General features: G+C 74.2%; 14 protein-coding genes. 7 read left to right on the forward strand and 7 right to left on the reverse strand.

Features of this window, described 5'->3' with window-relative positions; genetic code table 11:
* Positions 1-9 precede the first annotated feature (9 nt).
* Both ACFYZS_RS14910 and ACFYZS_RS14915 read right to left on the reverse strand, forming a co-directional pair.
* A complete protein-coding gene (locus ACFYZS_RS14910; RefSeq protein ID WP_389011455.1) occupies positions 10-1,353 on the reverse strand; it encodes a carboxyl transferase domain-containing protein in 1,344 nt (447 codons plus the stop codon).
* Positions 1,354-1,386: 33 nt separating this feature from the next.
* Entirely contained in the window at positions 1,387-2,052 is a 666-nt protein-coding gene (locus ACFYZS_RS14915; RefSeq protein WP_389011458.1) for a LysE family transporter, read from the reverse strand.
* Between the two features lie 70 nt (positions 2,053-2,122).
* On the opposite strand from ACFYZS_RS14915, the gene ACFYZS_RS14920 reads away from it, so the two are divergent.
* A complete protein-coding gene (locus ACFYZS_RS14920) occupies positions 2,123-2,563 on the forward strand; it encodes an Lrp/AsnC family transcriptional regulator (protein WP_389011461.1) in 441 nt (146 codons plus the stop codon).
* A gap of 64 nt (positions 2,564-2,627) precedes the next feature.
* Here the strand turns inward: ACFYZS_RS14920 and ACFYZS_RS14925 are convergent, their stop codons facing one another.
* Together ACFYZS_RS14925 and ACFYZS_RS14930 are read right to left on the reverse strand one after the other, a co-directional pair.
* A complete protein-coding gene (locus ACFYZS_RS14925) occupies positions 2,628-4,199 on the reverse strand; it encodes a GAF domain-containing protein (protein WP_389011464.1) in 1,572 nt (523 codons plus the stop codon).
* Positions 4,196-5,233: a rod shape-determining protein gene (locus ACFYZS_RS14930; RefSeq protein WP_389011467.1), complete on the reverse strand. Its 1,038-nt coding sequence runs from the start codon at positions 5,231-5,233 to the stop codon at positions 4,196-4,198. Before ACFYZS_RS14930 ends, ACFYZS_RS14925 begins: the two co-directional genes overlap by 4 nt.
* A gap of 219 nt (positions 5,234-5,452) precedes the next feature.
* Between ACFYZS_RS14930 and ACFYZS_RS14935 the strand changes: the two genes are divergently transcribed.
* Positions 5,453-6,139, forward strand: coding sequence for an esterase/lipase family protein (locus ACFYZS_RS14935; RefSeq protein WP_389011470.1), 687 nt, complete (start codon positions 5,453-5,455; stop codon positions 6,137-6,139).
* A gap of 15 nt (positions 6,140-6,154) precedes the next feature.
* Here the strand turns inward: ACFYZS_RS14935 and ACFYZS_RS14940 are convergent, their stop codons facing one another.
* Positions 6,155-6,736 (reverse strand): hypothetical protein, encoded by a 582-nt coding sequence (locus tag ACFYZS_RS14940; RefSeq protein ID WP_389011473.1) that lies wholly within the window; start codon positions 6,734-6,736, stop codon positions 6,155-6,157.
* A gap of 78 nt (positions 6,737-6,814) precedes the next feature.
* On the opposite strand from ACFYZS_RS14940, the gene ACFYZS_RS14945 reads away from it, so the two are divergent.
* On the forward strand, positions 6,815-7,552 hold the full coding sequence (locus ACFYZS_RS14945; protein WP_389011476.1) for a hypothetical protein: 738 nt from the start codon (positions 6,815-6,817) through the stop codon (positions 7,550-7,552).
* Between the two features lie 12 nt (positions 7,553-7,564).
* On the opposite strand, the gene ACFYZS_RS14950 is transcribed toward ACFYZS_RS14945, so the two are convergent.
* Positions 7,565-7,987, reverse strand: coding sequence for a MarR family winged helix-turn-helix transcriptional regulator (locus ACFYZS_RS14950; protein WP_389011479.1), 423 nt, complete (start codon positions 7,985-7,987; stop codon positions 7,565-7,567).
* A gap of 99 nt (positions 7,988-8,086) precedes the next feature.
* Here ACFYZS_RS14950 and ACFYZS_RS14955 point away from each other — a divergent pair, with 99 nt between their 5' ends.
* The 3 genes from ACFYZS_RS14955 (at position 8,087) to ACFYZS_RS14965 (ending at position 10,580) form a co-directional block, all read left to right on the forward strand.
* On the forward strand, positions 8,087-9,106 hold the full coding sequence (locus tag ACFYZS_RS14955) for an NADP-dependent oxidoreductase (protein WP_389011482.1): 1,020 nt from the start codon (positions 8,087-8,089) through the stop codon (positions 9,104-9,106).
* A gap of 64 nt (positions 9,107-9,170) precedes the next feature.
* Positions 9,171-9,593, forward strand: coding sequence for an organic hydroperoxide resistance protein (locus ACFYZS_RS14960; RefSeq protein WP_266788214.1), 423 nt, complete (start codon positions 9,171-9,173; stop codon positions 9,591-9,593).
* A 66-nt stretch (positions 9,594-9,659) separates the two neighbouring features.
* Positions 9,660-10,580, forward strand: coding sequence for an EI24 domain-containing protein (locus tag ACFYZS_RS14965; protein WP_389011486.1), 921 nt, complete (start codon positions 9,660-9,662; stop codon positions 10,578-10,580).
* A 16-nt stretch (positions 10,581-10,596) separates the two neighbouring features.
* On the opposite strand, the gene ACFYZS_RS14970 is transcribed toward ACFYZS_RS14965, so the two are convergent.
* Entirely contained in the window at positions 10,597-11,316 is a 720-nt protein-coding gene (locus ACFYZS_RS14970) for a hypothetical protein (RefSeq protein WP_389011489.1), read from the reverse strand.
* Positions 11,317-11,450: 134 nt separating this feature from the next.
* Between ACFYZS_RS14970 and ACFYZS_RS14975 the strand changes: the two genes are divergently transcribed.
* A complete protein-coding gene (locus ACFYZS_RS14975; RefSeq protein WP_389011492.1) occupies positions 11,451-12,041 on the forward strand; it encodes a DUF1707 and DUF4190 domain-containing protein in 591 nt (196 codons plus the stop codon).
* Positions 12,042-12,264 lie beyond the last annotated feature (223 nt).

Below are 12,264 nucleotides of genomic sequence, written 5' to 3' on the forward strand. Positions count from 1 at the left end.
GGAGTCCGGTCAGGCGGGCCCGACCACGCCGCGCGCGACGCCCAGGGCGACCAGGTCCTGCGGGCGGATGCGGAGTTGGTCCGCCGTGGACGGGGCCTCGGAGGCGGGGCGCTTGAGGATGGCCGCCGCCAGCTCGGGGGCGATCACCGAGAAGTAGCTGTCCGGGGTGACCCAGGTGTTCCCCGGCGCGGCCAGCGCGAGGGCTCCGCCCGAACCCCCCTCGCCGATCAGGAGGGTGGTGACCGGGACCGCGGCCGCCGCGACCGCCGCGAAGGTGTCCGCGATGGCGGCTCCGGCTCCGGCGTGTTCGGCGGCGGCGTCGTTGGCCGCGCCGGGGGTGTCGACCAGGGTGAGCACGGGGATCCCGAGCCGGTCCGCGAGGCGGATCACGCGGGCCGCCGTACGGTATCCGGCCGGGCGGGTGGCGGTGCCGCACTGGGCGGCGTACGCGACGGCCCGCCCCTCCCGCAGCCCGAACCCGCACAGCATCCCGGGGTCCGTGCCGCCCGCCCGGTCCCCGCAGAGGGGCAGGCGGAGCGAGAAGTACGCCTCCAGGTACGCCTCGGCGCGCGGCCGGTCCGGGTGGCGGGCCTGCCGTACGGCTTCCCAGCCGGTCGGCGGCGGAGGTACGTCCGCCAGCGCGGCCGGGGGCGCGACCGGTTCGGCGGAGCGGGGCGCGGCCAGGACGCGCAGCCAGTCGGCGAGGGCCGCGGGCAGCCCGGCGGGCGGGACGACGGCGTCCACGTGTCCGGCGGCGTACTGGCCCTCGGCGGTGTACGCCGCCGGGTCCGCGTCCGCCGGCCGCACCCGGGAGCCCGCGAAGCCGACCTGAGCGCCCGGGAGCGCGAGCACGACGTCCGCCCCGGCGCCGAGCGTGGCCCAGCCGCCGCCGGTGGTGGGATCGCGGAGCACGGCGATCTGCGGGAGCCCGGCGGCCCGGGTCAGGACGCACTGGCGGGCCACGCGCTGGAGTTGGGTGAGGGCGAGCATGCCCTCCTGCATGCGGGAGCCGCCGGTGGCGATCAGCGAGACGAGGGGGAGCCGGTGTTCGCGAGCGTACGTGTAGGCGGCTTCGAGCCGGTCTCCGGTGCGCTCGCCGAGGGAACCGCCGAGGAAGCCGAACTCGAAGGAGATCAGGGCGGCTTGGCGGCCGCCGATGAGGGCGGTCCCGGTGACGACGGACTCATCCTCGCCGGTGCGTGCGGTGGCGCGGGCGCGGGAGTCGTCGTACCCGGCCCAGGCGAGGGGCCCGTCGGGGGCGGACTCCCGCTGCGGGGCGGGGAGTTCGGCGAAGCTGCCGGGGTCGGTCACGGAGGCGATGGCCGCGCGGGCCGAGAGGCGGGTCGTCGTCACGGGCCCACCCTATGGGCCCCGGCTCGACGCCCCCTAGGGAAGCGGGAAGGCGAGCTTGAGGGCGTAGGCGGCGACGAGGCCGTAGCCGAGGCGGAAGGTCCAGGCGCGGGCGGCGGGGGAGATCCGGCGGCCGGCGGCGGCGCCGATCGCGACGAGGGTCTGCTGCCACAGGAGGGACGCGGCGGCCACGCCGGCCAGGAAGGCGGCGGCGGTGGCGGGGGTGGTGAGGGCGGAGGCCTGGGCGGTGGTGAGGGCGGCGAAGTAGAGGGCGGTGGTGGGGTTGACGGCGGTGAGGCCGACGTAGCGGGCGAAGGCCCGGGCCGCGGCCCCGCCGCGCCCGGTTCCGTGGCTCCGCTCCGGATCCGGCGCCCCGGACGCCGGCGGGGCCGGATCCGCGGGGGCCGCGAGTGCGCGGCTGCGATGGAGGGCGTGGGCGGCTATCGACAGGAGGATCGCCGCCGAAAGCAGGCGGATCCAGGCCTCGATCGGGGCGACGTGGGAGGCCACCCAGGGGCCCAGGGCCGTGGCGGCGGCCGCGTAGGCGAGGTCCACCGCCGCGATGCCCGCCGCCGCGGCCATCGCCGTGCGGCGGTGTCGCATCGCCTCCTGGAGCAGCAGCACGCTCATCGCACCCATCGGCATCGCCACGCCCAGGCCCGCGACCGCCCCCGAGAACGCGGGGGAGAGAAATCCGTTCATGGCGACGAGAGTGGGCGCAAGGGCGTCGGGTGCAGCGGCGCTTATCGGCCTCGACTGCGAGAATCGCGGTATGGACCGCCTCGACAGGGAAATCCTCGGCATCCTGCAGCAGGATGCGCGGATCTCGTACCGCGACCTCGGCGTGCGCGTCGGGCTCAGTGCCAACGCCACCGCCGACCGGGTGCGCCGGATGCGGCGGGACGGGGTGATCCGCGGGTTCACCGTCATCGTGGATCCGGCCGCCGACACCCGGGGCGGGCTGGTGGTCTTCATCGACCTGAGCCTGCGGCAGGACACCACCAACGAGGAGTTCGAGCAGCGGGTCGTCACGCTTCCCGGGATCACCGAGGTGGTGCACGTGACGGGGGAGTACGACTACCTCGTGCGGGCCCGGGCCGCCGATCCCGCCGCGCTCGACGCGCTGCTGCGCCGGCTCAAGCGGGAGGCGGGCGTGGCGCAGTCCAGTACCCGGATCGCCCTCAAGGGCGCCCACGGGCCCGCCGCGACGTAGTACGGCCGCACGGAGGCTCCCACAGCGCCGGCTCCCGGAGCGCCGGCTCCCACAGGGCCGACTCCTAGAGCGCCGACTCCCAGTCCACCGTCGTCCCCCGGGCCCCCGACTCCGTGCGGCCGTCGTCCGTGACCTTCAGGCGGACGCGGGTCGGGGTCGCCTCCACCACGACCTCGATCGAGGTGACCTGCGAGCGGCGGTGGGCCGCGGCCAGGGCGCCGCGCAGGGCGGAGAGGAGGTCGCCCGTCACCGGCTCGGGGAGCAGGGCGTCCACCGCGCCCGCGAAGTGGACCGACGGCTGGAAGCCCAGGAGGACCGCCGCTCCGCCCGTCTCCCGCAGGATCCGGCCGCGGACCGTCGTCGGGGCGTCGCTCGGCGGCTGCTGGAGGGCGAAGATGGCGGTGCGGACCTCCTGGATGGTGGAGTCGAGCTCGTCCACCGCCCGGCCGAGTTCGTCCCCCACCGTGTCCCCGGCCGGCGCCGACGCGGAGCGCTTCTTCGTGCTCTCCAGCATCATCTCGGTGGCGAACAGCCGCTGGACCACCAGGTCGTGCAGGTCCCGCGCGATCCGGTCGCGGTCCTCGTAGATCGCCAGTTGCTCGCGGTCGTGCTGCGCGTCCGCCAGTACGAGGGCCAGCGCGGCCTGGGAGGCGAACTGCGAGGCCAGCAGCCGGTCCACGGCGTCGTAGGGGCGTCCGCCCCGGGCGCGCGGCAGGGCCAGGGTGCCGATCAGCTGGCCGCCGCTCTGGAGCGGCAGCATCATGCTCGGGCCGAATCGTTCCCGCACGTGGGTGGTCATCCGGGGGTCGGTCGCCGAGTCCTCTATGAAGACGGGTTCGCCGCCGAGGAGTTGCACCAGGACCGGCGAGCCGGGGGCGATCGCCGTGCCGACCAGGTCCCCGGGGTCCCCGTGCGTGGAGGCGGCCACGATCTCCATGCCGCCCTCCGGGGTCGGCTGCAGGACCACCCCGGCAGCAGCGTCCGCGAGCAGCCGGGCCCGTTCGGCCACGCACATCAGCGCGTCGGCGGCCGGGCGGCCGGCCAGCAGGGTCGTGGTGACCGCGGCGGCGCCCTCGATCCAGCGCTCCCGGCGGCGGGCAGTCTCGTACAGCCGGGCGTTGCCGATCGCTATCCCCGCCTGCGAGGCCAGGACCCGTACCAGCGCGAGGTCCTCGTCCGTGAACGTGCCGCCGCCCTGTTTCTCGGTGAGGTAGAGGTTGCCGAAGACCTCCGTGTGGACCCGGATCGGCACGCCCAGGAAGCTGTGCATGTCGGGATGGCCGGGCGGGAACCCCGCCGAGCGCGGGTCCTTCGTCAGGTCCTCCAGCACCAGCGGGCGCGGATCGGTGATCAGCGTGCCGATCAGGCCCGTGCGCCCGTCGGGCAGCCGGGGGATGGCGGCGCGCTCCGCCTCGCTCATTCCGGCCGTGTACAGCTCGGTCAGCCGGATGCGCTCGGGGTCGATGACCCCGAGCGCTCCGTACCGGGCCGCGCACAGCTCGGTCGCCGAGTCCACGATGTGCTGGAGGGTGGCCTGCAGCTCCAGTTCGGAGCCGACGCTGAGCACCGCCTCCAGGAGCACGGGCAGCCCGGCCCGTTCCGCGGGATCGGCCGGCCCGGGCGCCGCGTTCGTCATTCGGCCAGCGGGTTGAGGACCATCGGGGCGATCTTCCCTTCGAGCATCATGCCGAGACCGAGCACGGCGCACACGTCCGGCCGTTCCGCGATGGCGACGGGCATTCCGGTGGCGTCGCGCAGCATCTGGTCCAGGCCCGGCAGCAGGGCGCTGCCTCCCACCATCATGATCCCCCGGTCCGTCAGGTCGGCGACCAGGTCCGGCGGGCAGTCCCGCAGCACCTTGCCGATGCCGTCGAGGACGGCGGTCAGCGGGGTGTGGATGGCGTCCCGGACGGCGGCGGTGTCCACGTGGACGGAGCGGGCCAGCCCGGTGGCCACGTCGCGGCCGTGGATGAGGGTGGAGGCGGGGCCTCCGTCGGTGATGCCGTTGCCGTGCAGGGCCACCTGGAGCGGCCGGACGGCCTGGCTCGGCAGCATCAGCTCGTGCGCGTGGCGCAGGTGCTGGACGACGGCGTGGTCGATGGCCTCGCCGCCGACCGGGATCCGCTGCGCGGTGACGATCGAGCCGAGGGAGAGGACGGCGACCTGCGTGGCGGCGGCCCCGCACACCATGATCATCGTCGCGGTCGGCTGCTCCACGGGCAGGCCGCAGCCGACGGCCGCCGCGATCAGGGTGTCGACGAGTTCGACGCGCCGGGCGCCGAGCCCGACCATCGTCTCGACGGCGGCCCGCTGCGCGAGCGGGTCGGCGTCGTGCGGGGTGCAGGCGGCGGCCCGCAGCCGGGGCTTGCGGCGCAGGGCGCGGCGCAGCTTCTCGCCGAGCAGGTGGCGCAGCATCCGCTGGGCCATCTCGATGTCGACGACGGTGCCGCCGGAGACGGGGCGCACGACGCGGATGTAGTCGGGCGTGCGGCCCGTCATCCGCTCGGCGAAGGAACCGACCGCGATGAGCGCGCCGGTGCGGGTGTTGACGGCGGCGACGCTGGGCTCGTCGACGACCAGGCCGGCGCCCTTGACGTAGACGCGGGTCCTGGCTGCTCCCAGGTCGACGGCGACGTGGCAGCGGCGCAACTGCTCAAGACTGACGGTCACGGCAGATCCTCCCGAGAGCGCTGGCGCAAGAGTCCGGCGGCTGCCGGTTGCATTTCATATCTTCTCGGGCGAATGGGTCATAGCGCCCGTTGGGCTGCTCCGGCCGGGTGTGTCGCACGGGGCGAGAGGTGCTGCACGGGGGTGGATTTCTGTACCGACAGGCAGCACCATGCCGCCACTGACCGCGCTACTCGCGCGTAACAAGGTAAAGGGGACCCCATGCTGACGCCCCGCCAGAAACTGCTCGCGCTCCTGACGCTGTGCCTGGCGCTCCTCGCCCCCTTCCCGGCCCAGGCCGCCACCCCTGTGCAGCCGCACAACCCGGTCGTCCTCGTCCACGGCTACAACGCGGACCCGGGCGTCTGGGGCGGCCTGCGCGAGGACCTGCGCGCCGCCGGGTACGCGGACTCCGAGCTCTTCTCGTGGGGTTACGACACGCACCAGTCCGTCAACGAGGTCGTGGCCGGACAGCTCGGCGCGTACGTCGACCAGGTCCGCCGGCAGACCGGCGCCGCCCAGGTGGACATCGTGGCGCACTCGCTCGGCTCGCTGGTCGCCCGCTGGTACGTGAAGTTCGGCGGCGGCACCGCCACCGTCGGCCACTGGGTCTCGCTGGCCGGCCCCAACCACGGCACCTCCACCGCGTGGGCCTGCGCCCTGTGGGACCAGGCGTGCCGGGACATGACCCCCGGTTCGTACGTCGTGAAGAACCTGAACGCCGGGGACGAGACCCCGGGCGCGGTGAAGTACGCGACCTTCTGGTCGAACTGCGACGAGGTCGTCAACCCCGACAACAGCGTCCCGCTCACCGGCGCCGCCAACATGCCGGTCGGCTGCCTGGCCCACAACGACCTGCTGGGGGACGACGCCACCTCGGCCGGGGTCCGGGCCTTCCTCGCCTCGTAGTCGCCCGGACACCCCCTAGAGCTCGACCCCGTCCACCGCGACGCGCTGGAGCAGGCCGTACGTGAACTCCGCCACGCACGGCCGCCCCTGCGCGCTGAACGCCAGACGCCACCGGGTCGGCGCGGTCCCCTCCAGCGGGCGCACCGGGGCGAAGGCCCGCGCCACCTCGTCGACCGTGGCCGACCAGGGGGCCAGGTCCTGCGGAGTCTCCAGTACGGGCCCCCGCGCACCCGGGGCCCGGACCAGCCACTCGTTCCACACCGCCCCGTCCGGCGCCGCCAGCACCTCGAAGCGCAGGTCCGGCCAGAGCGGCACCGGCCACAGCAGGGCCTCGCACTCCAGATCGCCGATGGTGCGCGGCTGTGCGGACTCCGGGGGCCCGAGCACCGAGCGGTAGCGGGCCAGCGCACCGCGCGAGCGGGGCGAGCGGACCATCGCCTGCCAGCGCTTGTTCGCCTCCCGCTGTTCGGCGAGCGAGGCGCCGAGGCGCCGCCGCGCCTCCTCGGCGAGGTCCGGCCGGAAGTCCGCCATCCGACGCAGGAGCACCAGCTGGAAGGCGGCCGGACCGAAGGGTCCGGGGGATGCGGACGCAGTCATGGAGGCCACGATTCCACACAGGACCTCCACGAACCCGCGATACGGATGTTGCGGGGAACCACGTAGCGTGCGGTCGTCATGGACTACTGCCACGCGTGCCGGAGACACCTCAACGGCGCCCTGGCGTGCGCCGGCTGCGGTACCCCGATCGAGTACCTGCCACCCGCCGCGCCCGGGGTGTCCGCCGCGCCCGCCGGCCCGTACGGCTCCGCGCCGACTGCGGCAGACAACCCGCTCGCCGATCCGTTCGCGGACTCGCTCGTCGTCCTGTCCGGTGCGGACCGGGGCGGTCGGGCCGGGTCGCGGCGCCGCGCCACGCACCGCAGGCGCCGCCGGACGCTGCTGACGCTCGGGCTGGGCCTGGCGCTCGCGGTCGGGGGCACGGTCGTGCTGGCCCGGATCGTCACCGAGGGGCAGACGACCGACCGGGCCGCCGAGGTGGTGCTCACCGACGGGAACGGCCCGCAGGATCCCGCTCCGCTGCCGAGCGGCAAGGGGACTCCCGCCGCCCCCACGGCGCTGAAGCCGGTGAAGGCCTCCGGGTCCGCGAAGGCCACCGCGGGCGGTACGCAGCCGGCCGGGCCCGGGGCGTCCGCCGAGGGGTCCGCGCAGCCGGGTCCGACGGTGTCCGCCTCCGCGTCGGGCAGGACGGGGCCGACGAAGGGGGCCACCGGGCCGGGGCCGTCCGTAAAGCCGAGCCAGTCGGGGAAGCCGTCGCCGAGTGCTTCCGGGTCGGCGCAGCCGCCGTCGCCGAGCCCCAGCCCGACGCCGCAGCCGCCGAAGTGCAAGTGGTGGCAGATCTTCTGCACCGAGTAGTGCCCCGGGCGCTCAGCCCAGCATCCGCTTGAGCAGGTCCCGCAGGACCGCCCGCTCGGCCGTGGACAGCCCGGCCAGCGGTTCGCGCGCGAAGTCCAGCGACTCGCGCAGCCGGTCCGCGGTCTGCAGGCCCTCCTGCGTCGGGGCGGCCAGCTTCACCCGGCGGTCCGCCGGGTCCGGCCTGCGCTCGACCAGGCCGCGCGACTCCAGCCGGTCCACGATGCCCGTGATGTTCGAGGGCTCGCACTTCAGCTGCTGGGCGATCCGCCGCATCGGCATCGGCTCCAGGGACAGCAGGGTCAGCACCCGCGCCTGGGCGCCGGTGAGCTGGTGGCTGGCGGCCGCGTCCTCGTACTCCTCGTGGTAGCGGGCCACGACGGAGCCGATGAGCTCGACAACCTCAAGGGTCAGGGGATCTGCGCGACGACTGGGCATGGATCCAGAGTACCCATTTACTTGACAACATGAAATATCCAGGCGCATGGTTGTTTCACCTACTGAAGTATTCGTCGATTCCTCGATTCGGGAGCGCACATGTCTGAGATCCCTGCCGTCAGCCGCGAGTGGCACCTCGTCCGCCGTCCGCAGGGCTGGCCCGTCGCCGAGGACTTCGCCCTGCGCGAGGTCGAGGTCGCGGCCCCGGCCCCGGGCCGGATCCTGGTGCGCAACCTGCACATGTCCGTCGACCCGTACATGCGCGGCCGGATGAACGACGTGAAGTCCTACGTCCCGCCGTTCCAGCTGGACCGGCCGATGGACGGCGGCGCGGTCGGCGAGGTCGTCGCCTCCGCCGACGAGCGGTTCGCGGTCGGCGACCACGTCCTGCACGGCCTCGGCTGGCGCGAGTACGCCGACGTGGACGCCAAGCACGCCACCAAGGTCGACGCCGCGCTCGCCCCGCTCTCCGCCTACCTCGGCGTGCTCGGCATGCCCGGCCTGACCGCCTACGCCGGCCTCTTCGAGGTGGCCTCCTTCAAGCAGGGTGACACCGTCTTCGTCTCCGGCGCGGCGGGCGCGGTCGGCAGCCTCGTCGGCCAGTTCGCGAAGATCAAGGGCGCCGCTCGAGTCATCGGCTCGGCCGGCTCGGACGAGAAGGTGACGCTCCTCACGGAGAAGTACGGCTTCGACGCCGCCTTCAACTACAAGAACGGCCCCGTAGGCGAGCAGCTGAAGGAGGCCGCCCCCGAGGGCATCGACGTCTACTTCGACAACGTCGGCGGCGACCACCTGGAGGCCGCCATCTCCTCCCTGAACGTGCACGGCCGCGCCACCCTGTGCGGGGCGATCGCCCAGTACAACGCCACCGAGCCGACCCCCGGCCCGCGCAACCTGGCCCTGGTCATCGGCAAGCGGCTGCGCCTGCAGGGCGTGCTCGTCGGCGACCACGCCGGGCTCCAGCCGCAGTTCGTCCAGGACGTCGCCGGCTGGCTGCGCTCCGGTGAGCTCGTGGCCGACGAGACCGTCGTCGAGGGCGTGGAGAACGCGACCGAGGCCTTCCTCGGCATGCTGCGCGGCGAGAACACCGGAAAGATGATCGTTTCCTTCACCGGTTAGGCTCACCCCAGGCCGTCGTGATCGTGGGCGCGAGTCACGGCGCATACCAGGAGGATCTCTTCACATGTCCATCCAGCAGTCCGACGTTCTGTACACCGCCGTGGCCACCGCCGAGAACGGCCGCGACGGCCGCGTCGCGACCAACGACGGTCAGCTCGACGTCGTCGTGAACCCGCCGAAGGAGATGGGCGGCAGCGGCGCCGGCACCAACCCGGAGCAGCTGTTCGCCGCCGGCTACAGCGCCTGCTTCCAGGGCGCGCTCGGTGTCGTCGCCCGCAACGAGAACGCGGACATCTCCGGTTCGACCGTCACCGCCGAGGTCGGCATCGGCAAGAACGACGACGGCTTCGGCCTGATCGTCAAGATCTCCGCCTCGATCCCGAACGTGGACGTCGCCACCGCCAAGGACCTCATCGAGAAGGCCCACCAGGTCTGCCCGTACTCCAAGGCGACCCGCGGCAACATCACGGTCGAGCTCGCCGTCTGATCGCGCTCGCCGCGCGAAGGCCGCACCCCGGTCACGGGGTGCGGCCTTCGCCGTAAGCTGTGCCCCATGCGTGATCTTGCGGGGGGATTCGGTCATCTGCTGGCCGGACAGAGATGGGTGTTCCGTCACGGCCGGTGGCTGGGTTTCGGCCTGCTGCCGGGGCTGCTCGCGCTGGTGCTGTACACCGGCGCGCTGATCGGGCTCGGCTACGGCGCCGACGACCTGACCGCCTGGGCCACCCCCTTCGCCGACGACTGGTCGGCGCCGTGGCTCGGCCTGTTCCGGGGCTTCCTGACCGCCCTCGTCTTCTGCCTCGGCCTCTTCGTCGCGGTGATCACCTTCACCGCCGTGACCCTGCTGATCGGGCAGCCGTTCTACGAGTCCCTCTCGGAGCAGGTCGACCGCAGCGTCGGCGGCGACGCCCCCGAATCCGGGCTGCCGCTGGCCCGGGAGCTGTGGATCTCGGCCCGGGACAGCATCAAGGTGCTCGTCCGGGTGCTGCTGTACGGGATCCTGCTCTTCGCCTTGGGCTTCATCCCCGTCGTCGGACAGACCGTGATCCCGGCGATCGGGTTCTGCGTGTCCGGGTTCTTCCTCACCGAGGAGCTCACCGCCGTCGCCCTCCAGCGCCGAGAGGTGGAGCTGAAGGAGCGGCTGGCCCTGCTGCGCGGACGCCGCGCGATGGTGCTCGGCTTCGGGGTCCCGCTGGTACTGGCGTTCCTGGTGCCGCTGGTCGCGGTGTTCCTGATGCCGGGTGCGGTGGCGGGGGCCACGCTCATGGTCCGGGAGCTGCGCGGCGAGGACGAGGAGCAGGCCGACGGGGACCGGGACGGGGCCGAGGGCCCCGACGCGGCGGCACGGCAGGGGTACCCGGGACAGCCCGGCCACCCGGAGCACCCGGCCCCGCGACAGCAGTCCCCCCACCCGGGGCCTTACGCGGCCGAGCCCAGGTACCAGGCGCCGCAGCAGAACCCGTACGCGCAGTAGCCGGGCCGCACAGGGCCTAGGCGCGGGGTTCCACCCACAGGGCCTCGCCGATCGCGCACAGATCGCCGTCGGCGGTGGCCAGGGCGGTGCCCACGCGGTACTTGCGGCCCTCGCTGCCGAGCAGCCAGGCGTACGAGACGAGGCCGGCGCCGACCGGCACCGGGCGCAGCAGCCGCGCGGTCAGGGCCGCCGTGACGGCACCGGCCCGCCGGTCGTCGAGCAGCCGCCCGGCCGCGTTGCCCGGGCAGTCCAGCGCACCCCACACCAGCTCGGGCGGAAGCAGCCCGTCCGCATCGCCGAGCGCGGGACCCGGGGTCCAGGCGGCGGCGACCAGCGGGCCGCCGGACACCCGGCCGCAGTGCAGGCGCAGGCCGGTGTCGGGGGTGCGGTGCAGACCGCAGCCGAAGCAGTCGACCATCCCGTCCGGAGGCGCCGCCCGGTAGGCCTCGGCCGCGGCCGAGGCCTGCTCCCAGGACGGGGGCTCGGGAGCCTCCACGGCCGGTTCGGCGGGGCCGGCCGCCGCCAGCAGGAGCTCGCCGTCCACCAGCCGGGCGCCGCCGTCGGCGGTCGGGGCGAGCCGGACCGGGACGTCCGTGGGCACCGGCCGGCGGAAGTCCACCCGTACGGTCTTCGCGGCCGCCCGCGCGGCCAGCAGCCCGGCCACGTAGCCGCCGAAGGCCACCCCGGGGTATCCGCTGAGGCGGGCCGGAACCGTGATCGTCTCGAAGTCGGTCATGCCCGACACCCCATCACACACGTCGTCCTCGTCACAGGTGTGGGCCCGCGGGTCCCGCAACTATCGTGGCGGTCCGTTCGTCCTCCATCCTGGAGAGACGCGTACCGCGCGCAGGGGCTTCGGGAGGTGGCCGGATGGCCGAACAGCCGTGGGGGCAGCCGTACCCGGTCCGCCCGCAGCAGCAGCCGTACGGGCAGCCGTGGCAGCCCGCGCCCAGCGCGCAGTCCTCGATGCGCGCCTCGAACACCGACCGGGACCGGACGGTGGACGTGCTCAAGGCCGCCTACGCCGAGGGCCGGCTCTCCCGCGAGGAGTACGGGCAGCGCTTCGACGCCGCGTACAAGGCGCAGACGTACGGCCAGCTCGCGCAGTTGGTCGCGGACCTGCCGGCCGGGCCGATGCCGGGCCCGTTCGGCGCCGCCGCCGCCGGGCTGCCCGCCGCGTACGGGCCGATGCCCATGCCGGTTCCGCTGCCCATGCCGATGCCCGCCCGCCGGGTCAACGGGATGGCGATCGCCTCGCTGGCGCTCGGCGTGCTGAGCCTGCCGACGCTCGGCGCCGCGGGCCTGGGCGCCGTGGCCACCGGGCACATCGCCAAGGCGCAGATCCGCGCGCGGGGCGACGAGGGCACCGGGCTCGCGACGATCGGCCTGGTGCTCGGCTGGCTGTCGCTGGGCGGCTGGGTGCTGCTCTTCCTGCTCGCAGGATTCGGGGCCCTCGACTGACCTGGCCGTCCCGGCCTGCCACCGCCGCGGTTCCGGGACCGGTTGCCGTCACCGGCGGACCGATAGTATGCGTGGCGGCACGAGCCGAGGCCGTCCCACACCGTCCTTGAGTCCGCCGCCCGCCGCCATCGTTCGGAGCCGTCGGAACCGTCGGAGCTTCCGGGCGACGAAGCCGTGGGCTCGGAGCCGGGCAGTGGATCGCCGAGAACGACGACGACCGGCC

This window comes from Streptomyces sp. NPDC001903, from assembly GCF_042891345.1.
Lineage (GTDB): Bacteria > Actinomycetota > Actinomycetes > Streptomycetales > Streptomycetaceae > Streptomyces.